The sequence below is a fragment of the Tenacibaculum sp. IMCC1 genome, assembly GCF_054906355.1.
Genome location: NZ_CM142818.1, coordinates 2,141,995 through 2,164,909, shown reverse-complemented (window position 1 = coordinate 2,164,909; position 22,915 = coordinate 2,141,995). Strand labels below are relative to the sequence as shown.

The 22,915-nt window shown below is 30.1% G+C and carries 27 protein-coding genes and 1 tRNA gene; 21 read left to right on the top strand and 7 right to left on the bottom strand.

The annotated features are described in order from the left end of the window. Positions 1 to 35: 35 nt before the first annotated feature. The 3 genes from ACXIHB_RS10155 to ACXIHB_RS10145 all read left to right on the top strand — a co-directional run bounded on the left by ACXIHB_RS10155 (position 36) and on the right by ACXIHB_RS10145 (position 2,611). On the top strand, positions 36 to 413 hold the full coding sequence (locus ACXIHB_RS10155) for a Fur family transcriptional regulator (protein WP_159488636.1): 378 nt from the start codon (positions 36 to 38) through the stop codon (positions 411 to 413). 71 nt (positions 414 to 484) lie between these two features. Further along, a complete protein-coding gene (locus ACXIHB_RS10150; protein ID WP_462098185.1) occupies positions 485 to 1,819 on the top strand; it encodes an MATE family efflux transporter in 1,335 nt (444 codons plus the stop codon). Between the two features lie 24 nt (positions 1,820 to 1,843). After that, positions 1,844 to 2,611, top strand: a complete 768-nt coding sequence (locus tag ACXIHB_RS10145; protein WP_167712630.1) for an enoyl-CoA hydratase/isomerase family protein — start codon at positions 1,844 to 1,846, stop codon at positions 2,609 to 2,611. A gap of 73 nt (positions 2,612 to 2,684) precedes the next feature. On the opposite strand, the gene ACXIHB_RS10140 is transcribed toward ACXIHB_RS10145, so the two are convergent. Both ACXIHB_RS10140 and ACXIHB_RS10135 read right to left on the bottom strand, forming a co-directional pair. Then, entirely contained in the window at positions 2,685 to 3,554 is an 870-nt protein-coding gene (locus ACXIHB_RS10140) for a sterol desaturase family protein (protein ID WP_462098184.1), read from the bottom strand. Positions 3,555 to 3,820: 266 nt separating this feature from the next. After that, complete coding sequence (locus ACXIHB_RS10135; RefSeq protein ID WP_462098183.1) at positions 3,821 to 4,690, bottom strand: AraC family transcriptional regulator; 870 nt, start codon at positions 4,688 to 4,690, stop codon at positions 3,821 to 3,823. 154 nt (positions 4,691 to 4,844) lie between these two features. Here ACXIHB_RS10135 and ACXIHB_RS10130 point away from each other — a divergent pair, with 154 nt between their 5' ends. Continuing rightward, on the top strand, positions 4,845 to 5,219 hold the full coding sequence (locus ACXIHB_RS10130; RefSeq protein WP_462098182.1) for a lipocalin family protein: 375 nt from the start codon (positions 4,845 to 4,847) through the stop codon (positions 5,217 to 5,219). An 815-nt stretch (positions 5,220 to 6,034) separates the two neighbouring features. Continuing rightward, positions 6,035 to 6,484 (top strand): 6-pyruvoyl trahydropterin synthase family protein, encoded by a 450-nt coding sequence (locus ACXIHB_RS10125; protein ID WP_462098181.1) that lies wholly within the window; start codon positions 6,035 to 6,037, stop codon positions 6,482 to 6,484. A 31-nt stretch (positions 6,485 to 6,515) separates the two neighbouring features. Here the strand turns inward: ACXIHB_RS10125 and pth are convergent, their stop codons facing one another. The 3 genes from pth to ACXIHB_RS10110 all read right to left on the bottom strand — a co-directional run bounded on the left by pth (position 6,516) and on the right by ACXIHB_RS10110 (position 8,758). After that, positions 6,516 to 7,151 (bottom strand): aminoacyl-tRNA hydrolase, encoded by a 636-nt coding sequence (pth, locus tag ACXIHB_RS10120; protein ID WP_436411295.1) that lies wholly within the window; start codon positions 7,149 to 7,151, stop codon positions 6,516 to 6,518. A 68-nt stretch (positions 7,152 to 7,219) separates the two neighbouring features. After that, on the bottom strand, positions 7,220 to 7,795 hold the full coding sequence (locus ACXIHB_RS10115) for a 50S ribosomal protein L25/general stress protein Ctc (protein ID WP_173359005.1): 576 nt from the start codon (positions 7,793 to 7,795) through the stop codon (positions 7,220 to 7,222). Positions 7,796 to 7,816: 21 nt separating this feature from the next. Then, entirely contained in the window at positions 7,817 to 8,758 is a 942-nt protein-coding gene (locus ACXIHB_RS10110; RefSeq protein ID WP_462098180.1) for a ribose-phosphate pyrophosphokinase, read from the bottom strand. Positions 8,759 to 8,869: 111 nt separating this feature from the next. Here ACXIHB_RS10110 and ACXIHB_RS10105 point away from each other — a divergent pair. Next, a tRNA-Leu gene (locus ACXIHB_RS10105) sits at positions 8,870 to 8,953 on the top strand. Positions 8,954 to 9,089: 136 nt separating this feature from the next. Here the strand turns inward: ACXIHB_RS10105 and ACXIHB_RS10100 are convergent. Beyond that, a complete protein-coding gene (locus tag ACXIHB_RS10100) occupies positions 9,090 to 9,788 on the bottom strand; it encodes a S24 family peptidase (protein ID WP_462098179.1) in 699 nt (232 codons plus the stop codon). A 111-nt stretch (positions 9,789 to 9,899) separates the two neighbouring features. Here ACXIHB_RS10100 and ACXIHB_RS10095 point away from each other — a divergent pair, with 111 nt between their 5' ends. From ACXIHB_RS10095 to ACXIHB_RS10025, 15 genes are all read left to right on the top strand, one after another. Then, positions 9,900 to 10,124, top strand: a complete 225-nt coding sequence (locus ACXIHB_RS10095; protein WP_462098178.1) for a hypothetical protein — start codon at positions 9,900 to 9,902, stop codon at positions 10,122 to 10,124. An 11-nt stretch (positions 10,125 to 10,135) separates the two neighbouring features. Next, positions 10,136 to 10,555, top strand: a complete 420-nt coding sequence (locus ACXIHB_RS10090) for a hypothetical protein (protein WP_462098177.1) — start codon at positions 10,136 to 10,138, stop codon at positions 10,553 to 10,555. After that, a complete protein-coding gene (locus tag ACXIHB_RS10085) occupies positions 10,552 to 11,433 on the top strand; it encodes an IS3 family transposase (protein ID WP_462098176.1) in 882 nt (293 codons plus the stop codon). The genes ACXIHB_RS10090 and ACXIHB_RS10085 overlap by 4 nt, the downstream gene beginning before the upstream one ends. Positions 11,434 to 11,774: 341 nt before the next feature. Further along, positions 11,775 to 12,404 carry a hypothetical protein gene (locus ACXIHB_RS10080; RefSeq protein ID WP_462098175.1) on the top strand — a complete coding sequence of 210 codons (630 nt, stop codon included), beginning with the start codon at positions 11,775 to 11,777 and terminating at the stop codon, positions 12,402 to 12,404. A gap of 86 nt (positions 12,405 to 12,490) precedes the next feature. Next, the gene (locus tag ACXIHB_RS10075) at positions 12,491 to 13,114 is read left to right on the top strand and encodes a JAB domain-containing protein (RefSeq protein WP_125068567.1); all 624 of its coding nucleotides are present in this window, start codon (positions 12,491 to 12,493) and stop codon (positions 13,112 to 13,114) included. A gap of 286 nt (positions 13,115 to 13,400) precedes the next feature. Then, a complete protein-coding gene (locus ACXIHB_RS10070) occupies positions 13,401 to 15,368 on the top strand; it encodes an AHH domain-containing protein (RefSeq protein ID WP_462098174.1) in 1,968 nt (655 codons plus the stop codon). 41 nt (positions 15,369 to 15,409) lie between these two features. Beyond that, positions 15,410 to 16,129 (top strand): imm11 family protein, encoded by a 720-nt coding sequence (locus ACXIHB_RS10065; protein ID WP_462098173.1) that lies wholly within the window; start codon positions 15,410 to 15,412, stop codon positions 16,127 to 16,129. Positions 16,130 to 16,248: 119 nt separating this feature from the next. Beyond that, positions 16,249 to 16,380 carry a hypothetical protein gene (locus ACXIHB_RS10060; RefSeq protein ID WP_462098172.1) on the top strand — a complete coding sequence of 44 codons (132 nt, stop codon included), beginning with the start codon at positions 16,249 to 16,251 and terminating at the stop codon, positions 16,378 to 16,380. Between the two features lie 3 nt (positions 16,381 to 16,383). Next, the gene (locus ACXIHB_RS10055) at positions 16,384 to 16,893 is read left to right on the top strand and encodes a hypothetical protein (RefSeq protein WP_462098171.1); all 510 of its coding nucleotides are present in this window, start codon (positions 16,384 to 16,386) and stop codon (positions 16,891 to 16,893) included. 71 nt (positions 16,894 to 16,964) lie between these two features. Then, positions 16,965 to 17,684, top strand: a complete 720-nt coding sequence (locus ACXIHB_RS10050) for an imm11 family protein (protein WP_462098170.1) — start codon at positions 16,965 to 16,967, stop codon at positions 17,682 to 17,684. Between the two features lie 40 nt (positions 17,685 to 17,724). Then, a complete protein-coding gene (locus tag ACXIHB_RS10045; RefSeq protein WP_462098169.1) occupies positions 17,725 to 18,075 on the top strand; it encodes a hypothetical protein in 351 nt (116 codons plus the stop codon). A gap of 144 nt (positions 18,076 to 18,219) precedes the next feature. Continuing rightward, positions 18,220 to 18,408: a hypothetical protein gene (locus ACXIHB_RS10040; RefSeq protein ID WP_462098168.1), complete on the top strand. Its 189-nt coding sequence runs from the start codon at positions 18,220 to 18,222 to the stop codon at positions 18,406 to 18,408. An 80-nt stretch (positions 18,409 to 18,488) separates the two neighbouring features. Next, positions 18,489 to 18,665, top strand: a complete 177-nt coding sequence (locus ACXIHB_RS10035) for a hypothetical protein (RefSeq protein WP_462098167.1) — start codon at positions 18,489 to 18,491, stop codon at positions 18,663 to 18,665. A 149-nt stretch (positions 18,666 to 18,814) separates the two neighbouring features. Beyond that, positions 18,815 to 20,395 (top strand): hypothetical protein, encoded by a 1,581-nt coding sequence (locus ACXIHB_RS10030; protein ID WP_462098166.1) that lies wholly within the window; start codon positions 18,815 to 18,817, stop codon positions 20,393 to 20,395. Next, complete coding sequence (locus ACXIHB_RS10025) at positions 20,382 to 21,014, top strand: hypothetical protein (protein WP_462098165.1); 633 nt, start codon at positions 20,382 to 20,384, stop codon at positions 21,012 to 21,014. Before ACXIHB_RS10030 ends, ACXIHB_RS10025 begins: the two co-directional genes overlap by 14 nt. 628 nt (positions 21,015 to 21,642) lie before the next feature. On the opposite strand, the gene ACXIHB_RS10020 is transcribed toward ACXIHB_RS10025, so the two are convergent. Further along, a complete protein-coding gene (locus tag ACXIHB_RS10020; RefSeq protein WP_462098164.1) occupies positions 21,643 to 22,911 on the bottom strand; it encodes a tyrosine-type recombinase/integrase in 1,269 nt (422 codons plus the stop codon). Positions 22,912 to 22,915: the final 4 nt, after the last annotated feature.

Genomic DNA, 22,915 nt, shown 5'->3' with positions numbered 1-22,915 from the left:
TTTTTAATTGCAACAACGTTGCATTAATTAGTTTTATGGGAGTTATTAGGAAAACAAAAGCAGTAAAAAAATTATTAAGCTTATTTGAGTCTGGAGTCTCAGCAATTGCTGCTGTTGATTTAGTAAGCAAATTAAATGACGAAATGAATAAAACTACGGTTTATAGAGTTTTGGATCGTCTGGAAAACGATGGCGTTATACATTCTTTTATGGGGAAAGAAGGTGTAAAATGGTATGCTAAATGTACTAGTTGTTCTTCGCATCATCATAATGATATACATCCTCATTTTCAATGTACTGACTGCAAAAAAGTAACATGTTTATCAGTTGATATTTCAATTCCTCAGGTTGAAAATCATATCATAGAGAGTGCTACTGTTTTTTTAACAGGTAAATGTGAGATTTGCTCTTAAATAACATTAATAAAACAATACACTGCAATTTCATTTTCCAACTTCAATAATAGTTATTTTTGTTAACTATTATGCAACACAACATTAGTTTTAAACACATAAATAAATTAGCAATGCCTGCATTAATTGCAGGTGTTGCTGAACCGTTACTTTCTACCACAGATTTAGCCATCGTAGGTAACATTGAGCACAATGCTACCGAAAGTATTGCTGCGATTGGTATTGTAGGGGCTTTTTTATCCATGTTAATTTGGGTATTTGGGCAAACACGTAGCGGAATTTCTTCTATCGTTTCTCAATATTTAGGAGCTGATAAACTTGACGAAATAAAAAACCTACCAGCACAAGCTATTGTTATTGTGTTAGGAGTAAGTGCGCTTATTTTAGGAATCAGTTACCCTTTTGCAAAAGAAATTTTTGAGTTGTATAATGCTTCAGGAACCATTTTAGACTATTCTGTTTCGTATTACAAAATTCGTGTTTTCGGATTCCCGTTTACGCTTTTTACGATTGCTGTTTTTGGTACGTTTAGAGGGTTGCAAAACACGTATTATCCGATGGTAATAGCACTCATAGGTACGTTTATTAATATAGGGTTGGATGTTGTATTGGTATATGGAATAGAAGGCTTGATTCCTGCAATGCATATTCAAGGTGCAGCCTATGCAAGTGTTGTAGCACAAGCTACTATGGCAATAATTTCGGTGGTATTATTGTTAAAGAAGACAGATATTCCATTAAGGTTCAGCCTGCCTCTTAATGCTGAAATACCAAAGTTTATAAACATGGTTTTAAATTTATTTGTGCGAACTATAGCGTTAAATGTTGCTTTATATTTTGGTACTTCCTATGCTACTGATTATGGCGACGCTTATATCGCAGCTTATACGATTGGTTTCAATTTATGGCTTATGGGCGCTTTTATGATTGACGGCTACTCTTCTGCAGGAAATATATTATCAGGAAAATTATTAGGAGCAAAAGCATATAAAACCTTAGTCATGTTAGGAAATCGATTAATTACATACGGATTCCTTTTCGGACTCTTACTCACAGTTGTAGGTTTTGTTTTATATCAATTTATAGGAAAAATATTCACGAAAGAACCTGAGGTTTTAAAACAATTTTACAATACTTTTTGGATTATTTTACTCATGCAACCTGTATGTTCTATCGCTTTTATTTATGACGGAATGTTTAAAGGTATGGGAGAAATGAAGTACTTACGAAACGTTTTATTATTAGCAACAGGATTCGTATTCGTCCCAACCTTATTATTTTTTGATTCACTAGATTATAAACTGTATGCTATTTGGATTGCTTTTTTCCTGTGGATGATTGCTAGAGGAACTCCATTAATTATAAAGTTCAGAAGAAAGTTTTTACCACTTGCTCAAAAAACGTAATTTTGAGCAAACAACAATAAACAAATGACTACAACTAGAGAAAACGGAAGTTTATATACACATATTGAAAATAAGATTGCTACGGTTGAATTTGGGCATCCAGCAAGTAACTCCTTTCCAAGTGTGTTATTAGAACGTTTAGCAAATGAATTTGATAAGCTTTCAATTAATAATGAAGTTTCAGTAATTGTACTAAAATCAGAAGGAGAACGAGCTTTTTGTGCTGGAGCTTCTTTTGATGAATTGGTAGCAATTGATAATTTAGAAGATGGGAAAGCTTTTTTCTCAGGGTTTGCCAATGTAATTAATGCGATGCGTCGTTGTTCGAAGCTAGTTGTTGGTAGAGTACAAGGAAAAACTGTGGGCGGTGGAGTTGGATTAGCAGCTGCTTGTGATTATGTATTAGCTACAGAGCACGCTTCTATTAAACTTTCTGAGTTTACGATAGGTATTGGTCCGTTTGTAATTGCACCTGCCGTAGAACGCAAAATAAGCGTAAGCGGATTGGCAGAGTTAACCTTAGATGCAACGAGCTGGAAAAATGCGTATTGGGCGAAAGAAAAAGGGTTGTATGCGCGTGTTTTTGAAACACAAAGTGAATTAGATAAAGAGGTTGAAATATTATCAGAAAAATTAGCTTCGTATAACCCAGAAGCATTGGTTGAAATGAAAAGAGCGTTGTGGATTGGAACCGAGCACTGGGAAGAACTGTTAATAGAACGTGCAGAGACTTCTGGAAAGCTTGTTTTATCTGAGTTTACCAAAAAAGCCTTAGAAAAATTTAAGAAGTAAAAAAGTACGGTATTAGGTATAAACTTTAAACTAACTAATACCGTTCCAAATATATAGTAAGCTTAAGCTGAACTTATTTACTTTTAAAATAATCAGGCTTCCAAATTAGGTTTCCAAAAATTATTTTTAGCTTATGTTTTAGTGTTTTGCACCTTTTTACTTCTTTGTAAATATTAATATATTCTATAAAATTAATTTTAATAGGGTTGTTAGTTTTTATATTCTTTGTAAGCCCATAAACTACTTTTTCTTGTTCTCTTTGAAATGTTCCAAAAAGTTTATCCCATATAATAAAAACACCTCCGTAATTTTTATCTAAATATTTTCGGTTAGATCCATGATGTACTCTATGATTGGATGGTGTGTTGAATATTTCATCTAACCACCCTAACTTACCAATTCGCTCCGTATGAATCCATGTTTGAAATTGTGCGACTAATATTAATCCTACAATAGCCTGAAATGGTGAAAAACCTATTAGTACCATCGGTATTAAAAAAGCCCATTCAAACAATCCTTCTACAATACTTAATCGCATAGAAATAGTTAAGTTATAATCTTCTGAAGAATGGTGAACACTATGGCTAGCCCATAATATTCGATGTTCATGCTCTAAACGATGCATCCAATAATACGTTACATCTGCTATAATAAAAGCCAGGATCCATGTATATACATTACTAGGAATCGTTATTGGTGTTATCCAATGAAAAGGCATTAAACAAATTACACCAATCGATCCTATAATTGTTTTTTCTATAAGTTGATTTATAAAAAAAATAGATATATTGGCTAAGGTATCTTTCCATTTTCTCTTTTTTCTAAACAGCACATCAATAATTATTTCCAATACTATTAAACTTGTATTAAATAAAAAAAAGTAACCGATATACAACATGATTGTAGACTCTTCAAAAAGTGATATTAATTTAGCAAAACTCATTTCTTAACTTTTTTTAATTATGTATTTAGGAATAGGACAAGAAAACCAAAATAGAATTGTTTCCTTGAGAAAAGCCAATTATACAATCCCAGAAGAAGGTAAGAATCTATGTGCCAATACTTGTGTAATTTGTAACTTTTCATGTGTTTTATTTGTTTAATAACACAAAAGTAGGCTGGAAAATGTAGGTGTGTTTGTTTATTTAGGACAAAGAGGAAGTATAAATTTCAAAGAAAAAATATTAATTTTTATTTGTTGGTTTTGCGTTAAACAATAGGAATGTAAATTTCTGTTATTAATTCTTCTTGAGGAGTATTTTTATCGTCATTTAAATAAAACTCTAAAATTGGTGCGTCCGCAAACTCTAATTTGACATCATACATCCAATGTGCATAAATTGTATTGTATGTTTCAAAACAGCTTTCATGACTACCTTTATGAACAAACTTGGCATATTTTTGAGAAGTAACTTCTTTAACTTTAAACATTCCTTTAACTTCAATTTTTTGTGCTTCTGTAAGTATAATCCCTGCATTATACCTACAATTAACAAACTCTGTTATTTCATCATCATCCAAAATTTCACCAACAATAATAGTTTTATCAGTTAATAAATCATGCTTATCAGCATACTTTAAAAGCTGTTTCCATGTTCTTTCAATCCCTTTTACATCTTCATAAGCTCCTTGATATTGTAAATACAACATTTGAAATGGTGGTATAATTTCAATTTCAAACTGTAATAAAGAATCATTTTTTTTATTAGGTTCTTCTAAAATTTGATTCGTAATTTTTTGTTGAAATGTATAAGAGCTTTTAAAGCTAGAAGGTGTACAGCGAAAATGTTTTTTAAAAGCTTTACTAAAAGCTGCCACATCACTATACCCAACTTCTAGGGCAATATCTGAAATTTCAATATCTGAAAATTTTAAATATTGTGCAGCTTTTTCTAGTTTTCTTCTTTTAAGAAATTGACCAATAGTTTCATGTTGTAACGCTAAAAATATTCTATTAATATTTCGATAAGAGTAAAAGGAAACATCTTCTATTTCATGTGTGTGAATTGATGTTTTAAAACGCTTTTCTAAAAAATCTAACAACTTATTATATCGCTCTATTTGTGTTGAGTTTTTCATTTGTGATGCTTTATCCATCAAAATTACAATAGGTTCTTACTTTATAGCTTGTCTATTTAAGACAAAAGGTAAAAAAAAATTATTGTCTTAAATAAACAAACTCACATTTTACTTGCCTTATACTTTTACCTGGAATTTAATAACCACTTGTAATATGTATCGAATTGTTTTACTTGTCATCTTGTTTTTAATATCTCTATCTCTTTTTTCTCAAAAAAGTCTAAAATATAAATTAATTGGAAAATGGCGCATTCAAAACTATGAGGTATTTGGTGAAGTGCATCAACCTTCTTTAAAAGAGAGTAATGATTATATCTTATTTAAAACTGACATGTTTTTTGAAGCCTTCTCTGAAGGATATCATGATAAAGGAACTTGGAGACTAAACGGGGAGACTAAAATATCTCTGATAGTAGACAATAATGAAATTTTAGATGCTACTGTATTACAAATTACCTCAGATTTTTTAACTATAAAGTACAACACTAAAGAATTAAACTACATTATTTTTCACTATAAAAAACAATAAAATATGCGCTGCTTATTTTGGTTAATTTTTTTTGTTAGCTTCGTTCATGCTCAAAACCCTAGCATAAGTAATAAAAAAGCCCCAAGAACAATTCATATACTTTCTTACAATACTGTTTTTAGTAAACACTATAAAGGATTTAAAATAAAGTACTCTGAGTTTTAGATACAGAGGAGGATTTTATAATTCCAACTGTATTTTCATTCAATAACTATCAATTAAAACCCAACCTTTTAAAGAGTAAGGGGTATAAAAGCTTTAATCAGTTTTTATTAGGAGCTGGTTTAGATGGGTTTATTAAATTTTACAAAGGTATTTATGTAGGTGTTGGTATAAATGTTCCTTTTGGATATGAAACAACTAGGGGTCTGAATAACGAAAAAAAATCCAAACTCTTAATTGGGCTTGAATCTAAACAAGGAATAAGGTTAATTCCTTGGGAAGAGCTAGGTATAGTTTTAGGTATAAATTACAAACAGCATTTTATCAATTCTAATGTATTAAATAAAGAATTTAACCTTGAATTGGAGTTAGGTGTTAATTTTTAAAGATTTTATTCTCTAGAGAGTGAAAAAATAATAACATTTAAAATCAAATTCGTACTTTCGGCGAATAAAAGTAAAATATTATGGGTGGAGATTATTTATTTGCCATTTTAGCGGCGGGTGTAGCTGTAGTTTATTTTTTTAATAAATACAGAGCAAACAAAAAGTTTAAAAGAAAATAAGAGTCAATACACATCTTTAGTTGTCATTTAAGGCAGGTTAAAAGAGAAGTAATTTTTTAAGTTTATTTCACTTTAGAGATAGATATTTATGAGTAAGATTCGAATTACCAAGCAGTTTACTTTTGAAACTGGACATGCGTTGTATGGTTATGATGGAAAGTGTAAAAATGTTCATGGGCATAGTTACAAGCTTTCGGTTACAGTGATAGGCTCTCCAATTACTGATACATCCAATGTGAAGTACGGAATGGTAATTGATTTTGGAGATTTAAAGAAGATTGTAAAAGAAGAGATTGTCGATGTGTTTGACCATGCTACGGTATTCAATAAGAATACTCCCCATGTAGAGTTAGCCAAAGAGTTAAAAGACCGTGGGCATCATGTTATTTTAGTAGATTATCAACCAACAAGCGAAATGATGGTGATTGATTTTGCTAAGAAAATTCAAAGTAGACTTCCGGAAAACATAAAATTACACGGCATTAAGCTACAAGAAACAGATACTAGTTTTGCTGAATGGTATGCTTCTGATAATTAATTTTTGAATAAGTTAACGGTGTAAAACTTAACTATTTTCCGTTAAATTCATTCATGGTATTAGCTAAACCAGCTGTAATAAAAGAAGTAACCGCTTTTACAGAAAAAGGAATACGTTCAATCATTGCGCTTTCCTCATCAGGATTCCATTTGCCTAAAACGTAATCTACTTGACGACCTTTACTATATTCAGCTCCTACACCGAAGCGAAAACGAGGATAAGCACCTGTATTAAACTTATCTTGGATGTCTTTTAGACCGTTATGTCCGCCAGAACTTCCTTTTCCTTTGATACGAATTTTTCCAAAATCAATATTTAGGTCATCAGTAATAATTAACAAGTTTTCAACTTGAATGTTTTCTTTTTGCATCCAGTATTTAACCGCTTTACCACTTAAATTCATATAAGTATTAGGCTTTAAAACAAGTACTGTTTTACCCTTAATTTTAAGTTTAGCTATATCTCCTAACTTTTCGGTTTCAAAAGAGCCTTCATGCTCTTTAACAAAAGCATCTGCGATTTTAAAACCTATATTGTGACGTGTATTGTCATATTTTTCGCCAATATTACCTAAGCCTACAATTAAAAATTTCTTCATAGAATCGTCTTCTTTATCTGTTAATTGTTTTGTAGAAAAACCAAATAATTGTTTAAAAAAAGGTGTAATAATCATACATCAAAAATAAAAAAAGCGCTACACATGGTAACGCTTTTGTATGATTATTGTTTTGCAGTCTATGCTTCAGCCTCAGCTGCTGCTTTAGCGGCGTTACGAGACATACGAACTTGAGCAACCACTGTGTTATCTGGGTGTAATAACGTATAGTTGTCATTCTTTAACTCAGTAACATATAATTTATTACCAATTTCTAACTCAGTAATATTAGCTTCAATAAAATCTGGTAAGTTAGCTGGTAATGCTTTTACTTTTAATTTACGTAAGTTGTGACGTAAAGCACCACCTACCATAACACCTTTAGAAGATCCTACTAAACGTACAGGAATATCCATAGTCACAGCCTTGTCTTCAAATAATTGGTAAAAGTCTACGTGTAAAATGCTATCATTTACTGGGTGAAACTGTATGTCTTGTAATACAGCGCTATATGTTACACCATCTAATTCAATCGTAGCAGTAAATACGTCTGGAGTATATACTAATGGCTTGAACGATTTTTCGTCAGCTGAAAAGTGAACAGGCTTGTCTCCTCCGTATAATACGCAAGGAACCTTTCCAGCATTACGTAAGGCTTTTGTTGCTTTTTTACCTACGCTTTCTCTTTGAGATCCTTTGATTGTAATTGATTTCATTACTTTGTTTATTAAATTTATTTACATTAAAAACTTATCGCTAATAGATGTATTGTCTTGAACTTTATGCATCACATCAGCAAATAAAGCGGCGCAAGATACAACTTTTATTTTAGAAATACTCTTTTTTAAAGGAATTGTATCTGAAACGATTAGCTCTGTCAACTGTGAATTTTGAATTCTTTCGTAGGCATTTCCTGAAAGAATTGGGTGTGTACAAATAGCACGTACACTTTTTGCACCACGTTCCATCATTAAATCGGCTGCCTTTGTAAGTGTTCCTCCTGTATCAATCATGTCATCAACAAGAATTACATTTTTACCTTCTACTTCACCAATGAGTTCCATATGAGCAATTACATTGGCTTTTTGACGCTGCTTGTAGCAAATAACAACATCACTTTCCAAGTATTTGGAATAAGCATAAGCTCTTTTTGAACCTCCCATATCAGGAGAAGCAATCGTTAAATTATCAAGCATTAAACTTTTAACATATGGTAAAAAAATTGTAGAAGCATATAAATGATCTACTGGCTTTTCAAAGAAACCTTGAATTTGATCAGCATGTAAATCCATGGTCATAATTCTAGTTGCTCCTGCAGTTTCTAATAATTTAGCCACTAATTTAGCGCCAATTGCTACACGAGGCTTGTCTTTTCTGTCTTGACGAGCCCAACCAAAATAAGGCATTACAGCGGTAATATGTCTTGCCGATGCACGTTTTGCAGCATCACACATTAATAACATTTCCATTAAGTTATCAGTAGAAGGAAAGGTTGATCCAACGATGAAAACTCTTCTTCCTCTGATTGATTCTTCAAAAGCTGGTTGGAATTCACCATCACTAAAATGTGTGGTAATTACATTTCCTAGTTTGGTTCCGTAGGCACTGGCAATTTCCTCTGCTAGTTCAATACTTTGTGAACACGCAAAGATTTTTGGGCTTAATTGATTTGTAGCCATTTACAAAAAAATATTTTTAGTTAGTGTTGTTGTTGAGGCAAAAATAAAACTATTTTAAGAGTTTAAAAGATATTTTAAATGAAATATTTTATAGATTTGCACTCACCAAAAGCCAAAGTGGTGGAATTGGTAGACACGTCGGATTCAAAATCCGATGCTCGCAAGGGCGTGTGGGTTCGAGTCCCACCTTTGGTACTAAAAATCAATTATATAAGTGTTAGTCAGCATTTTTGTAATTGTTTTTTTTTATATCTTTTTTGTAATAACAGGTACTTTTAAAGGTACTCTTCTTTATTTTAAAACTTAATTCAAATACTTTAATTATAGTAAATTATCTTCTTCTTGAACGTTTTATATCTACAATATTAAATATTCCCGTTAAGTCATTCATGTAAACTGTTTGGTCTTCATAGTAGGGATTAAGACTTTTTAGTATCAATTTACCATTTGAAACATCATGTTCAATAATTCTTTTTACTAGAATTCCTTCAGTTTTATGAACAATGATAAAATCCCATTTATGAATGTGTAGTTTACTTGTCCAATATTCATTTCTTATTTCTCTCCCCAAAAGTAAATCACCTTCTAATATACTTTCTCTTGGGTTATCACACTCCATACTATCTCCAACAACTTCAAATGTAAGATAGTTTCCTTTATATTCTCTATCCACTTCCCATGGAATTTTAGGTAGTTCTTCTATATATTCGTCGTCTTCCCAACCAGATAAAAAACCAGCTCTAGCCCTTTTACTTATTAATGGAACTAATTTAAACTGTCCATATTCTATCCATTTAGCATCAGTACTGTTTACTTCCATTTTACCTGTCTCAGCTATCAACCACGATAAGTTTAAATCTTTATAGACATCTGTAATTGTTGCTAAAAAGGTGTCAGAGATTGAGCTATTTAATTTGTCAGAATCAAGAAAACCTCTTTTAATACCAGTATCTCTGTAAAATTTAGCTTTACTAATACCTTTAGTATCAAGATAATGCTTTAATCTTTGTTTTGAAGAAGCGAAAATCATCGTTATAAATTTTAAATAAGCGAAAATCATCGTTATATTTACGCTCTGAATTTCGACGAATTTACAAAAAAAAAGGTATAAATGCGTGAAAACTCGTCATTTAATTAATATATGCTACAAAATAACTTGACATTAACGATGCAGCACTTCGGAAAACTAACAGCTTCCGAAAGAGAGTTGTTTTTGTCTGTTATTATAAATGATAATGTAAAACCAAAAGAAAAGCCTACAAAAAAGAATGAAAAGCATAAATATGATGAAGAATATTTTTATCAATTATTGAAGAAAAAGCATAATGAAGAAGTGTCTTGTCCTAAAATAGGTTTACAGTTTTAGACTGTAGATTTATGGAAAAACGTAAAGATATTTCAGGATTTAAAAAGCCCAAAGATTTTAGCAAGGCAGAACGAAAATTAATAGTAGATGAATATCTACGAAGTAATTTAACCAAAAAAGCTATTTGGAAAAAGCATACAGGATTGGAACAAGAGCATGGTTACATATTACGATGGATGCGAGCTTTAGGGTATGAGATACCTGTTAAGTGGCGTAAATTAGATACTTCAAAATTTGATACTATGTTAAATAGAGAAGTCTCTACAACTTTACCAGGTAAGCATGCTCAGTTAGAAATAGCAGAGCTTAAAAAAGCTTTAACGGAGAGTAAACTTCAAGTTGAAGGTTTGCAAACCATGATAGAAATTGCTGAAGAAGCATACAAAATTGATATTAGAAAAAAGTACTATACCAAACGATCTATAAAATGAGAATGACGCATACAAATATAGGATTGAATCGAATATGCCGATTGTTTGGTGTTACAAGACAGGCATATTATCAACATCTAAATCGTAGCTTAGATACAGAGTTATGGCATGAGTTAGTTGTACAAGAAGTTATCAAAATTAGAGCACATCATCCAAGAATAGGTACAAGAAAGCTTTATGTATTGTTAGAAGGTTTTATGCTAGAACATCAAATAAAAATGGGTAGAGATGCTTTGTTTGATTTACTTTCAACTTATGGATTATTAATTCGTAGGCGCAAAAGATTAGTTAAAACAACGCAATCACACCATTGGTTAAAGAAGTACTCTAACCTAATAAAAGATTTTGTACCTGTTAGCCCTAATGAGCTTTATGTTAGTGATATTACTTATTGGAAGATTGCTAATACCTATTTGTATATCCATCTAATAACAGACGCTTATAGTCGCAAAATAGTAGGTTATGAATTGTCTGAGACTTTAGAGGCAGAACACTCTATCAAGGCACTTCAAATGGCTTTATCATCTCTTGATAAGAATGCTAATAGATATTTAATACATCATTCAGACAGAGGTGTTCAGTATTGTAGTTATAAGTATGTAAAGCTATTACAGGATTATCAGATACAAATTAGCATGACAGAAAATGGAGATCCACTGGAGAACGCCATAGCCGAGCGTGTCAATGGAATATTAAAAGAAGAGTATTTAAGCTGCTATGAGATAGATACATTCAAAGAAGCTAAAGGATTATTAGAACAAGTAATTAATTTATATAACAATGAAAGACCTCATATGAGTATAGGAAATTTAGTACCAGAGAAGGTACATTCAAATCAATTAAAGAAAGGAGATAGAAAATGGAAAAATTATTATTAAAAAATAAATACTGTAAAGGTATTTTAGGATTAAAAACAAGTTGTAAACTTATACTAGGATTAACATAAAAATGTGTAAACTTATTTTAGGACGACACAGATTATCTCTTACAAGTAGACACGAACAAAGAACCCAAGTTTTACAAAGCACTAGTAAAAACCAGTCAAAAAGCAAGCCCAAAACCAACGAAAATACCTGCTTTAAACAGACCCGTCAAAAAAGTATCAGAGTCACGACCCAAAAACAAAGTACCAGGGAATCTCAATACAAACTCGGTAGCTTATAAACGAAAGCAACTACGACATAGAACCTTTGAGTATTACCAAATTGAGGATGCTGTATTGGCAAGCTTTTTAGGGAAGCTAGAGATAAAAACCAAAGAAAGTTTAGTGATTACCCTAGCAGGGAAACGAGGTTCAAGTAAAACACACTTTGCGTTTAAGTTTATCAATGTACTAGCTCAAAAATACAAGGTCGGTCATGCTTCTATGGAAGAGCACCCTGAAAGTGCCTTGTATTGGGACAAAGCAGATATGTATTTTAACGAGGTGGCAGAACGAAACTTGTCCAATCCTGATATTGAAAACCTAGACCAATTAGACAAGCTGATTAGAAAAAACGATGTGATTGTGATTGATAGTTTTGCTAAGTTAAAGGAACTGGATAGCAAATTTGAAATCGATAAAGACTTACGAAAGAAGTATGACGGGAAATTGTTTTTTATCATCTTCCAACAAACGGCAGACGGTAAAATGCGTGGTGGTGCTAAAAGCGGCTTTGACGGGGATTGTATTTTCTTTACCGAGAAAACAAACCATTACAAAACAAACTTTATTTACACGGATAAAAACCGTTACCAAGATAAACCACTCGATGAGTTGAAGTACAATATTTATTCAGGGAAACTCGACCCGATTGTGTCTGAAGAAGTCGTTACAGAAAATGTGATGCCGAAAGAGGTGGAATTTTAGGATATATTCCGCAAGATGATTTACAATCGTTTTGCGGGATTTTTTTGTACTAAGAGTTAATAAAATAAAACCTTACTTTTGTTTTTATGGATATAAAATTGACAGAAGCGGAAAAAATAAAAATTCTAAATTCAGATGATATTTACGGAATCATGCAAAAAGTATTACTCCGTGAAAGTAAGATAGACCAAAACAGAGAACATTTTTGGATTATAGGATTGGAAAACAACAACCGTATTCTTTTTATAGAGCTCATAAGTTTAGGGACTGTCAATGCAACCTTGGTAGAGCCTATGGAGGTCTTTAGTCTTGCTTTACAAAAAAGAGCTGTAAAAATTGTGTTATGTCATAACCACCCTAGCGGAGAGTTAACACCATCGGACAACGATAAGAATTTAACCGATAGATTGATACAAGTAGGTATTATAGTTAATACCCATGTAATAGACCATTTGATTATCTCTGATAAGAGTTATATGAGTTTTAAAAATATAGGTCTTTTAGAGGAATTAGAAAAAAGCAAAAGGTATGTTCCTAAATATGTTTTAGAAGAACAGATAAAAAAGGAAATGTCAAAAATAATTGAAAAGAATAGAAATATTGAAATAGCTAAACAGTTAAAAAGAAAAGGAGTCGATAATGAAACGATTGTTTTTGCTACTGGTTTAACTATTGAAGAAGTTAAAAAACTACGAGTAAAAAGAGTGTAAAAACTCTTTCTTTATTACCAATAATTAAGCTTATTTACATAGAAAACATTTAAATTATCTACAAGTTTACCGCTTTACATTATAATCTTATCTTATAACTTTTCTGCTCAAAAACATCTTTTTTTCATAATATTTCGTACTAAAATCGTACAAATATTGCATAAATCCACAATTTAAATTGCGGAAAAGCACATTGCTTTTTCCTTTCTTTTTTTAGTTTTACAAAGCTGTTTTGTAACCTAGTTTGAAAGCCTTAAAAATTGTAACTAATTTAAATGTATATATCATGAAAAAAAGAAAGAAACAAATTGCTAACCTTTTAAAACTAGGCGTTTTCCTGTTCGGGGTTTCGCTGTTGCTATCGAGCTGTGAAAGTGACGAAATATCCTCACTGCCAGAACAACATTCTTCTACTACAAACTTTAAGATAACTACATTAAATTCAGAACAAATTTCTAAAAATGAAAAAGTAAAAGAAATCCTTAAAAAATCAAAAAAGTATGAAAAGAATTTAAAGGCTAAATCAGTAGCCAATTATCAAGATTTTTATATCGATACTAGTTTTTCTAAATATGTTGAATCATCTGACGGAACACAACATTCTTATACTTTTCTTATTGATAGGAACAACAATACTCTCGAAAACCTACTATTATCATCAAACAATCAAGGAGGGTATAACACCTATATTGTTTCTTACGGTTTTTCTAGCCAAGAAAAATCTAATATGAATTTTAATGATTTTAGTTCAAAAGAAGTAATTATCAAACCGATTGATTTTGATACCTCACAAATTATAAATACACAGGCTAAAACACAACAACTCGTATGTATAGACTCTCAAACACAAGTAAAAGTAGGATGTTGTGGTGGAGACTTATGTAGAGGAGAGAGTTCTGATTGTATAATAAATGGAGGTACTGGCTATTATTACGAATGGGTAACAACTTCTAGTACCTGTGAATGGATTGCCCCAGGAGGAGATAATGATTCTAGCTCTACCACAGATGGTGAACCTACTTCTACCTCTGGTGGAGACTCTTCTACCACTACTGTTCTTATAGATACCACTCCATACACCACAGACTTAAAACAATTTGTAAGTGGTACTTTGAATTTAGCTACGGAAGGTGTGAAATCCTATTATACTTCAAATAGTAATATTTACAATACTATTAATAACTACCTAATACAAAAGGGGTTTTCAGACTTTTCAAAATTCGAAGCAATGTTGAATTTGGAGTTTGGATTTAGTTTAGGTTTAAATCCCCAAAGTTTTGTTTGGGCATTTAATAATAAAGAAAGCGAAGAAGTTAAAGCTGTTAAAGATTTTCTAAGAGCTAACAATAATTTTTCTGAAGCTCAAAGTTTTACTAAAGAAATTACTGATATCATTAGTTTAGAATCAAATGTTGATAATAACGCTTTATCTTTTGTTTTTGAAGCCTTTAACCAAAATAAAATATCTAATGAGTTAGACCATAGTTTTTTAGAATCTGTTAATCAATACATGGATGTTGATATTTCTAGTATGGAGAATACAGATCCTATTGTACAACATTTCATCTTTAAAATGGCTACGTTAAGGGCTTTAAATCCTAATTGGTCAAAAACCAAAGTATTTTGGGAAGCTACAAAAGATGTAGTTCATATTAGTTTAGACGTTTTTGGTTTAGTACCCGTTGTAGGAGAAATAGCAGATTTAACTAATGGAGCACTTTATGCAATTGAAGGAGACGGAGTAAACGCAACCTTAAGTTTTGCAAGTGCAATCCCTGTAGTGGGTTACGGAAGTGTTGCTACCAAGTACGGGTTAAAAATTGTAAAAGCTAGCACTATAGGAACTAGGGTTAAATTGGTATGGAAAATTACTGCCAATGGTGTAGAGTTTGGAAGTAGAGGAACGTTACGAAAAGTGTTAGGAATTACCGATTCCGCCTTACAAGCTCATCATATTATGCCATGGGCTGAATCCATTAGAAATCATAATATAATTCAAAAAGCCGCAAATTCTAAACATGCCTTTCATATGAATGAAGCCTTAAATGGAATCGCTGTTGCTTCATGGAGAAACCAACCAAATCATCCTACATATACTAACTTAGTTAAATCAAAGCTAGATAATTTTCTATCTTTAAACCCTAATGCAACTGTTGATGAGGCATATAATTTTGTTAGTGATTTAATTGGAGATATAAGAGATTGGGTAATTAGTAACCCAAATTCACATTTAAATGATTTAGTATTACCATGATAAAATATTTTTCAATGCATAATAGCCTAAATGAAAAAATTATGGGAAAACTACCTCAAGTAAAAGAGGTAGTTCATAATTGTCATATTTGGGATAACCCTGATTTTATTGATAGATTTCCATTTACAAAAATTGAAATTAACCCCATTCTATCCAATCTGGATTTGTATGCAAAAGCAAAATTAACAGATTTAATTGAAAATGCAGGTATGGGTTTCTCTTATGGTTCAATGATAATTAGCGAGAAACTTAAAACTATATTGGAACAATTTAATTGCTTTGGAATTCAGTTTTTTTCAACATATATAATTCATAAAGACAAGAAAATTGAAAATTATTGGCAAACCCATATTTATGATGTTCCATATGATTTTATAGATTTTAAAAATACAGACCTTTTACTAAAAGACAGAGATGAAAACAGGAAACCCATTCAAAGTTATTTGAAAAGAGTTTCTAATAAAGAAGAATTTTTAAATATGGCCGAAACAATGAAATATCCTAAAATACTTTTTCTAAAAAATATCTCATTTATTGAGAGTATGAATTTAGACTATTTCTTTCTTCGAAATTTTGAAGGAGCAAGTTTAGGTATTGCATCTGAAAAGCTAAAAAACGAAATAGAAAAGCAAGAAATAACAGGTATTGAATTTAAACCAATTGAGGTTAGTTTAAATGATTGGTTTGGTTCAAATGGTTTACGAAAAAAAGTTTATGGTCGTGTGCCACAAATGCGACCTGATGGAAGTATTAGAAAATAATACTTTATTTTGTTTTTGGATTTGCAAATAATATAAGGACTTTAAACTCTGGACAAATAGCCAACTTAATACAATACCCTTAACATTATGAAATATTACTGGGTATAAACCGTAAAGAAGTGGGTAAATTCCCTCAAAGTGAAACAGCCAAAACGTATGGTTCAATTAGAAATATAAATTATGAAGATAACATAATAGAAGGATTAATCACTCCAGAACCTGTTTTAGAAAGAAAAGCAAAATTAACATGATATTTGAGTACTACTATAAATTCAAATAAGTTTTTAATTTTAGATAAAGATTTTGTTAATTTTTTAAAGAAATATGAAGTTGGTAATTTTCAACTATGGAATATGAAAATACATTTCGGAAAAGAAGTAATAAATAAATATCAATTATTTCATCTCTCATATCCAAGTCAAGAAAAGTACATTGATTATGCCAATAGTATTTTTTATACTGCCAATATAAAAGATTATAAATGGGTAGGAAAAGATATTATTGTTTCGAGTTATAAAGATTTTTTGGAAAAAAGAGAACAATTAAGAAATCAAAAATTAATACTCAAATGTCATAGTCTTAAAATTAATTTTTCTGAATCCTCTGAAGATTCGATTAGGATAACTGATACCCCTCAAATCGTTGGAGGAAGTGGTTATTATGTTTCTCAACGTTTAAAAGAAGCCATAGAAGAAAATGGTTTTACAGGAATGAAATTTAAAGAAATAACTGAGTTGGATAATAGATTAGAAGTTAATTATTAAAACTTTTTATTAAGGGCTAAGTGTGAAGTTTCATTCTTAGCCTATTTTTTAATTAAAAGATTTTAGATAACATGAAATACTACTCAATTAGACATTCTTTAAACAAGAAAGAAACAGGTAATTATCAACAAGTAGAAGAGGCTCAGCATAATTGTAATGTTTGGGACGACCCATTATTTATAGATTATGACCAAAATTTCTTTAAAAAATTAGATTTTTCACCTATAACCTCTAATGCTATTTTAAAGAAAGGTTCAAAACTTACTGATTTCATAAGCGCACCAATAATGGGATTTACCAAAAAACTTTTAGTTTCAGGAAAACTAAAGCAAATTTTAGAAAGTAGCAGAAAATCAGGAATGCAATTTTTTAAATCTCCTGTTTATTATAAAAATAAGTTAATAAATGATTATTGGGTTTTAAATATGTATGAGATTAATATGGATATGATAGACTTTAAAAAATCCGTTATTTTTAAAACTAATTATTTTGATAATTTAATGGAGCTTGATGTAAAAAATGTATTTGAGTTTAAAAAGTACAAAGAAGAGATAGAAAAAGAAGGATACCCTAATGGTATTTCTATAGAGAAAATAAAAATAAGAGCAGATAAAATAATGGACTTTTTTGCTCTTTTAGATGTTGAGGGAGGAGTAAAATATATGGTTTCTGAAAAATTAAAAAAAGAAATAGAAACTGCACAGTGTACAGGTATTGAATTTATGCCTATTGGAATCAGTTTAAATGAATGGCTTACTACTGAGAGAGAAAAAATATATGGTAAAGCTTAATTTATATTAGATAGCAGATATAATTAATTATCCATAAAAGATGAAATATTATAACTTAATATCAACAAGTAGAGATAGAAAAGAGGTCGGTGTAAAGCCTCAAAGTCAAACAGGAAACCACGGAGATATCCAACAAGATTTTATTCCTTGGGAAGGAAAAATTGATTTTGACTTTACATTACCGGAACCCTATCTTGAAAAAAAGGCAAAACAAGTTTCTCTATTAGATGTAGCATTCATTCGAACTACATTTTTAGTGATTGATGATGTTTTTTTAAACTTTATAAAAGACTTTAAAATAGTAGATTACCAACACTGGAAAATAAACACTTGGCAAAACAAACAATTAATAGATAAGTACAATTTATTTCTTATAAATAACACAAAGTAATCAGAGTATGTAGACTTTTCGAAAAGTGAGTTTTATTCTAAAAAATTAGGAGATTGGGATAATTCAAGTGCTCAACAACCTGTTTCGGTAAACGATTATGATGAATATGTTTCTGAAAAAGAAAGATTACGAAAAGATAAGTTAATGTTACTTGAAAAAAAAGTTTATTTAGATTTAAGTAAGGCTACTGAAGATATGTTTAGAATCGTTAATGCACCACCTGGAGGTTACTTTGTATCCGAAAGGTTAAAAAATGCCATTGAAGAAAGCGGTTTTACAGGTATGGAGTTTATAGAGGTAAGTGAGCTGGACAGAGTAGAGGTAATTTATTAAATTTTATAATTTGCATGTTAATAAAGGGAGTTTCTCAAAATAGACAACTCCCTTATTAAATATATTAAAAAAGAGAGTATATGAAAAAAGTTATTGTTTTAATAGTTTTCTTATTGAATGGATATTTATTAATTGCACAAACAAACAGTAGTAGATATTTTGTTTTCAAAAAATCAATGGAAATTTCTCAGAAAGACTTATCTAATTTTAAACAAAAACATGATTCTCTAATTGATAGTGAATACCCGCTGGAATAGAAAGATTCGCTTATGAACAAAAAGCTAAAACCGTATAAACCTTACATAAAACCACATTGTTCTTTTTCTTTCTTTTTTTAGTTTTACAAGCTGTTTTGTAACCTAGTTTGAAAGCCTTAAAAATTGTAACTAATTTAAATGTATATATAATGAAAAAAAGAAAGAAACAAATTGCTAACCTTTTAAAAATAAGCGTTTTCCTGTTCGGGGTTTCGTTGTTGCTATGGAATTGTGAGCAAGAGGAAGATAAAGTACTTTTAAAAGAAATTCAACAAGAACAAACAGTTACTCATATTCCTTTAGATGAATTTAAAAAGAAAATAATCCAAAATTCATCTTTTAAAAAATTTTCTCTCTTTTTTGATGTGAACCAGAGTCATTCTACTATTTCACAAAAGAATACCTCTAACTCATCAGATACCATAGTACTTACCAATAATATAACAAGAATAAAAAAAGACGGTTTTAGTACCTATACCTTTAGAGTATTAACGAATAACAATGATGATTCTATTTATAATTTAGTTGTATACGTTAATGGCAATAATGAAATTTACAAGTCACATATTTTAAAATACATACCTTCTAATGAGTGGAGAGTCAATCCATCTTCTTATTTTATAGGAAAAGTATTTTTAGTAAATAATAATTTGTTTAATACAAGCAATTTAGTTTTTGCTAAAGACGCTGACTGTTTAACAGGAGGAACTACTTACTGGGAGTGCTCTTTTGGATTTAATCATGCACCAGGCACTTGTAACGCTACAAGTTATGAATATGTTATTGATTTAGAATACGGAGAATGTGATAATGGGGGGAATGATGATGGTGTAATTATTAATCCAACAGATCCTTCAGAGGGAGGAAGTTCAGGAGGAGGAGCAGATGGAGGTATTGTAACCGCACCAGATACTACTCCATATACACAAGAGTTAAAGCAATTTGTAAGTGGTACTTTAAATTTAGCTGCTGAAGGAGTTAAATCGTACTATACATCTAATAGTAATATTACCAATACAATCAATAACTACTTAATACAGAAGGGGTTTTCAGATTTCTCAAAATTTGAAGCAATGTTGAATTTAGAGTTTGGATTTAGCTTAGGTTTAAATTATGAAAGCTTTGTTTGGGCATTTAATAATAAAGAGAGTGAAGAAGTTAAAGCTGTTAAAGATTTTTTAGTTGTCAATAGCACTATAGAAGCTAGAATTTTTGCAAAGAAAGGAGTTGATTATTTGATTAATGGGCTTGTAAGTACTTTTGAAGAATATGTTGAAGAGAGTGTTCCTCCAAGTTGTAAAAGTTTTAATTTTACAAAAGTTGGAAATTATCAATACTCATATGTCAAGGGTATAAAGTTTATAGTTCTAAGTACAGATGGGAAAATTAAAGAATACATACGATATGATAATGCTATTGAATTTGGAGCTCCATATCTTGACAGGTTTAACAATGTTTTCAAGTCCAATGTTCTGGCTGAGATAAGCGCAATTGCTCTACAAGAAGCTATGGATAACACTAAAGATTATATTAAATCTAGACCTTGGACTAATGTGGGAGATGTAGAAAGATATTTTGAACAAGAGTTAATAAGATTATACCCTGTGCATATACCAGGAGCAAGAGTTAGAATAAGACCTAGCCATCATTTGGTTTCGAAAATAACAGATTATAAATCAAGTGGTTTTAGCATTGGAGGAGTTAATTTTAATACAGATGATTGTAATTAACTATAAAATGAATTATCAAGAAATATTAGATATTATATATCAGTTTTATCCTAAAGGAATTAACTTTTATAACGAGGATAATAGTATAAATGAGAAATATATTGACACAAAAGAAAATAAAAACTTAGTCAATAATTTATCGATGATAGAAAAGATAGATTTCGGAGATTATCTCGTTTCTGAATTGAATACTATTTATAATATAAAACTGAGAAATATAAGTAATTTTCATATGGGTGACAGAGCACATAATATACAATACAGTGGTTTTTTTTTCAAAGAAAAACTTAAATATTACCCAGTTTGTTTTGTTTTTAGTACTTTATGCCCAGTATATTATTATTATATAATCGATGTAGATGTCTCTTTTGATAACCTAACTTTACCAAGTTCTTATACATGGAAAAGAAATAATGGTAAAATTGATGAAAATAGAGAGGATTTTACTCAATTAATAATTAAAATTGAAGACTACTTAACTACACATACAAATTATAGTAAAATTTCTACAAATATTGCAGAAAAAATAATACCAGACTTATGTAACGAGGCTGTAAACAAAGGAAGGTTTACAGTTTTTAACGCGTTATTCTTAGACGACTATTATTGTTTTCCTTAAACTAAAAAGCATGGAAATAGACATAAATATTGCTGATGTATATTTTACACTTACATCAAAACAAATTATACCAATTATAATCTTTGTATTATTTTTTTTATATGGTTTTTTTTCCTTTATAAAAGATCTAAATAAGATTTTGAAATCAAAAAGAAAGTATTAACTACGTTTTTTTATACCCCGTTTTATGATATAGTTGAGTTGAAAGAGGATTTAGGGACAAGAAAAGTATATTATATTTTAGATATAAACAACGAGGTAGAAGGAATAATAAATTAATTCTTAAACTACAATGTATTTCCTTCGAAGTATTTGGAAAAAACAATACCAAACTTAATAATAAATGAAGAGTTTAATCTTAAACAAGCTTTTTTTGCAGATTATTACAGGATTTCATTTTTTTAAATTAAGTAAGATATGAATAAACAATATAAAATATTATTATTACCAATAGTTTTGTTATTACTAAGCTTATTTTTTGATAAAAACTTAGTTATAAATATACGTGATACATATTATGTCATAAGCTATATTTACTTGTCTTCAGTTTTATTAGTTTTAGTATTGTTGTCAATGGTAGCATATACTATTATCATCAGAAAAAACAAAAAACAATAAAAGAACATATTTAAAACTTAATACTATAGTTTTCTGTATAATCGTCAGGTAAAGAAGCTCCAATATCTCTTAAATAATTTTCTAATCCACTTAATGATTTATGCCTTGTTATAGTCATTAACCTATGTTTTGCCTGCAAGTCAGTTAATCCCTGTTTCTTAAAAGAAGTAAATAGTATTTTTGCAGCTGTATGTCTTGCAGAATAAATACTATGGTTATCATTTAGGTTAATTTCTTCTCCTATGTCATCTTTTAACTTCTTAAAGCGTCTACTAAAAAACTCATTTTTAGAAGACTCTTTTTTTACATCCCATTTCCCTGGGATTTCTTTTTTGGTAAATAAAAAATCATCAGCATTATAATTTTCTAAATTCATTTTTTGAAAAACCTCTTTTAAAGGTTCAATTATCAGAATATTTGCCCTTTCTGTTTTTGTCTCTGCAAATAATATAGTGTTGTTCTGTAAATCAATATCTTTTACTTTCAATCTACAAATTTCAACTGTTCGCATTAGAGCATAAATGACAAATTTCATGTATTGATAAAGATATTTATCATTTTTTACAAGATAGTTTTTTATTGCTTCTAATTGTTGTATTGTGAAAGGTTGATTTTTTTCAGGCTTAGCTTTTAATGATGGAATATCTTTAACAAAGTTATAGCTTAAAATATCATCAGCCACTAATTGAGACAATAAAGAAGAAATAAGCCTTTTAAAGTTATTTCTAGTTGTGTTAGATGAAGTGTCTGAGATGTGGTTTAAAAAGATTATAATATGTCTTTTAGTAAGTTGGTCTATATCTTTATTGGCAAGATTTTTTTCTGTTATCCACTTAACAAAGATGTTATACATGCTAGAGTTTCCATATCTTGTTTTTTCAGCCCAAACTTTATTTTTTTCGTTTAAAGCTAACTCTAAAGCTTCTGATATAGTATAGCTTTTCTTGTCCAAAATTTCTTCCTGTTTTTCTTCAAAAGGGCTATAACCTTCTTGAAGCAAACGGAGTCTAGCTTTCTTTAATGCATTACCTATTATTTTTCTTTCTGTTATAGTTTTAATCCTATTCAGACCTCTTTTTTCAATTATTTTATCCATAGCCCCAGTGAATGGATTTCTATAATAATACCATATATACCATGGCTTATTTATATTAGGTTTATTAGTTCCTTTAATCTTTGGGATATAAAGTTTAGGTTCAGAAAACATTTTTTTTATTGAAATTACAGGTGCTTTTGTAGGTACTTTTTCTTTGTCAAAGAAAATAAAATTTTTCATCATTTAT

Excerpts from the sequence above, each read along its gene's own strand:
- ACXIHB_RS10095 (WP_462098178.1), top strand. The coding sequence starts at position 9,900 with ATGCTACAAAATAACTTGACATTAACGATGCAGCACTTCGGAAAACTA.
- ACXIHB_RS10025 (WP_462098165.1), top strand. The coding sequence starts at position 20,382 with ATGATTGTAATTAACTATAAAATGAATTATCAAGAAATATTAGATATT.
- ACXIHB_RS10075 (WP_125068567.1), top strand. The coding sequence starts at position 12,491 with ATGGATATAAAATTGACAGAAGCGGAAAAAATAAAAATTCTAAATTCA.
- ACXIHB_RS10130 (WP_462098182.1), top strand. The coding sequence starts at position 4,845 with ATGTATCGAATTGTTTTACTTGTCATCTTGTTTTTAATATCTCTATCT.
- ACXIHB_RS10125 (WP_462098181.1), top strand. The coding sequence starts at position 6,035 with ATGAGTAAGATTCGAATTACCAAGCAGTTTACTTTTGAAACTGGACAT.
- ACXIHB_RS10145 (WP_167712630.1), top strand. The coding sequence starts at position 1,844 with ATGACTACAACTAGAGAAAACGGAAGTTTATATACACATATTGAAAAT.
- ACXIHB_RS10065 (WP_462098173.1), top strand. The coding sequence starts at position 15,410 with ATGGGAAAACTACCTCAAGTAAAAGAGGTAGTTCATAATTGTCATATT.
- ACXIHB_RS10140 (WP_462098184.1), bottom strand. The coding sequence starts at position 3,554 with ATGAGTTTTGCTAAATTAATATCACTTTTTGAAGAGTCTACAATCATG.
- ACXIHB_RS10100 (WP_462098179.1), bottom strand. The coding sequence starts at position 9,788 with ATGATTTTCGCTTCTTCAAAACAAAGATTAAAGCATTATCTTGATACT.
- ACXIHB_RS10090 (WP_462098177.1), top strand. The coding sequence starts at position 10,136 with ATGGAAAAACGTAAAGATATTTCAGGATTTAAAAAGCCCAAAGATTTT.
- ACXIHB_RS10035 (WP_462098167.1), top strand. The coding sequence starts at position 18,489 with ATGAAAAAAGTTATTGTTTTAATAGTTTTCTTATTGAATGGATATTTA.
- ACXIHB_RS10040 (WP_462098168.1), top strand. The coding sequence starts at position 18,220 with ATGTTACTTGAAAAAAAAGTTTATTTAGATTTAAGTAAGGCTACTGAA.
- ACXIHB_RS10050 (WP_462098170.1), top strand. The coding sequence starts at position 16,965 with ATGAAATACTACTCAATTAGACATTCTTTAAACAAGAAAGAAACAGGT.
- ACXIHB_RS10150 (WP_462098185.1), top strand. The coding sequence starts at position 485 with ATGCAACACAACATTAGTTTTAAACACATAAATAAATTAGCAATGCCT.
- ACXIHB_RS10030 (WP_462098166.1), top strand. The coding sequence starts at position 18,815 with ATGAAAAAAAGAAAGAAACAAATTGCTAACCTTTTAAAAATAAGCGTT.
- ACXIHB_RS10110 (WP_462098180.1), bottom strand. The coding sequence starts at position 8,758 with ATGGCTACAAATCAATTAAGCCCAAAAATCTTTGCGTGTTCACAAAGT.
- ACXIHB_RS10085 (WP_462098176.1), top strand. The coding sequence starts at position 10,552 with ATGAGAATGACGCATACAAATATAGGATTGAATCGAATATGCCGATTG.
- ACXIHB_RS10020 (WP_462098164.1), bottom strand. The coding sequence starts at position 22,911 with ATGATGAAAAATTTTATTTTCTTTGACAAAGAAAAAGTACCTACAAAA.
- ACXIHB_RS10045 (WP_462098169.1), top strand. The coding sequence starts at position 17,725 with ATGAAATATTATAACTTAATATCAACAAGTAGAGATAGAAAAGAGGTC.
- ACXIHB_RS10155 (WP_159488636.1), top strand. The coding sequence starts at position 36 with ATGGGAGTTATTAGGAAAACAAAAGCAGTAAAAAAATTATTAAGCTTA.
- ACXIHB_RS10135 (WP_462098183.1), bottom strand. The coding sequence starts at position 4,690 with ATGAAAAACTCAACACAAATAGAGCGATATAATAAGTTGTTAGATTTT.
- ACXIHB_RS10070 (WP_462098174.1), top strand. The coding sequence starts at position 13,401 with ATGAAAAAAAGAAAGAAACAAATTGCTAACCTTTTAAAACTAGGCGTT.
- ACXIHB_RS10115 (WP_173359005.1), bottom strand. The coding sequence starts at position 7,795 with ATGAAATCAATTACAATCAAAGGATCTCAAAGAGAAAGCGTAGGTAAA.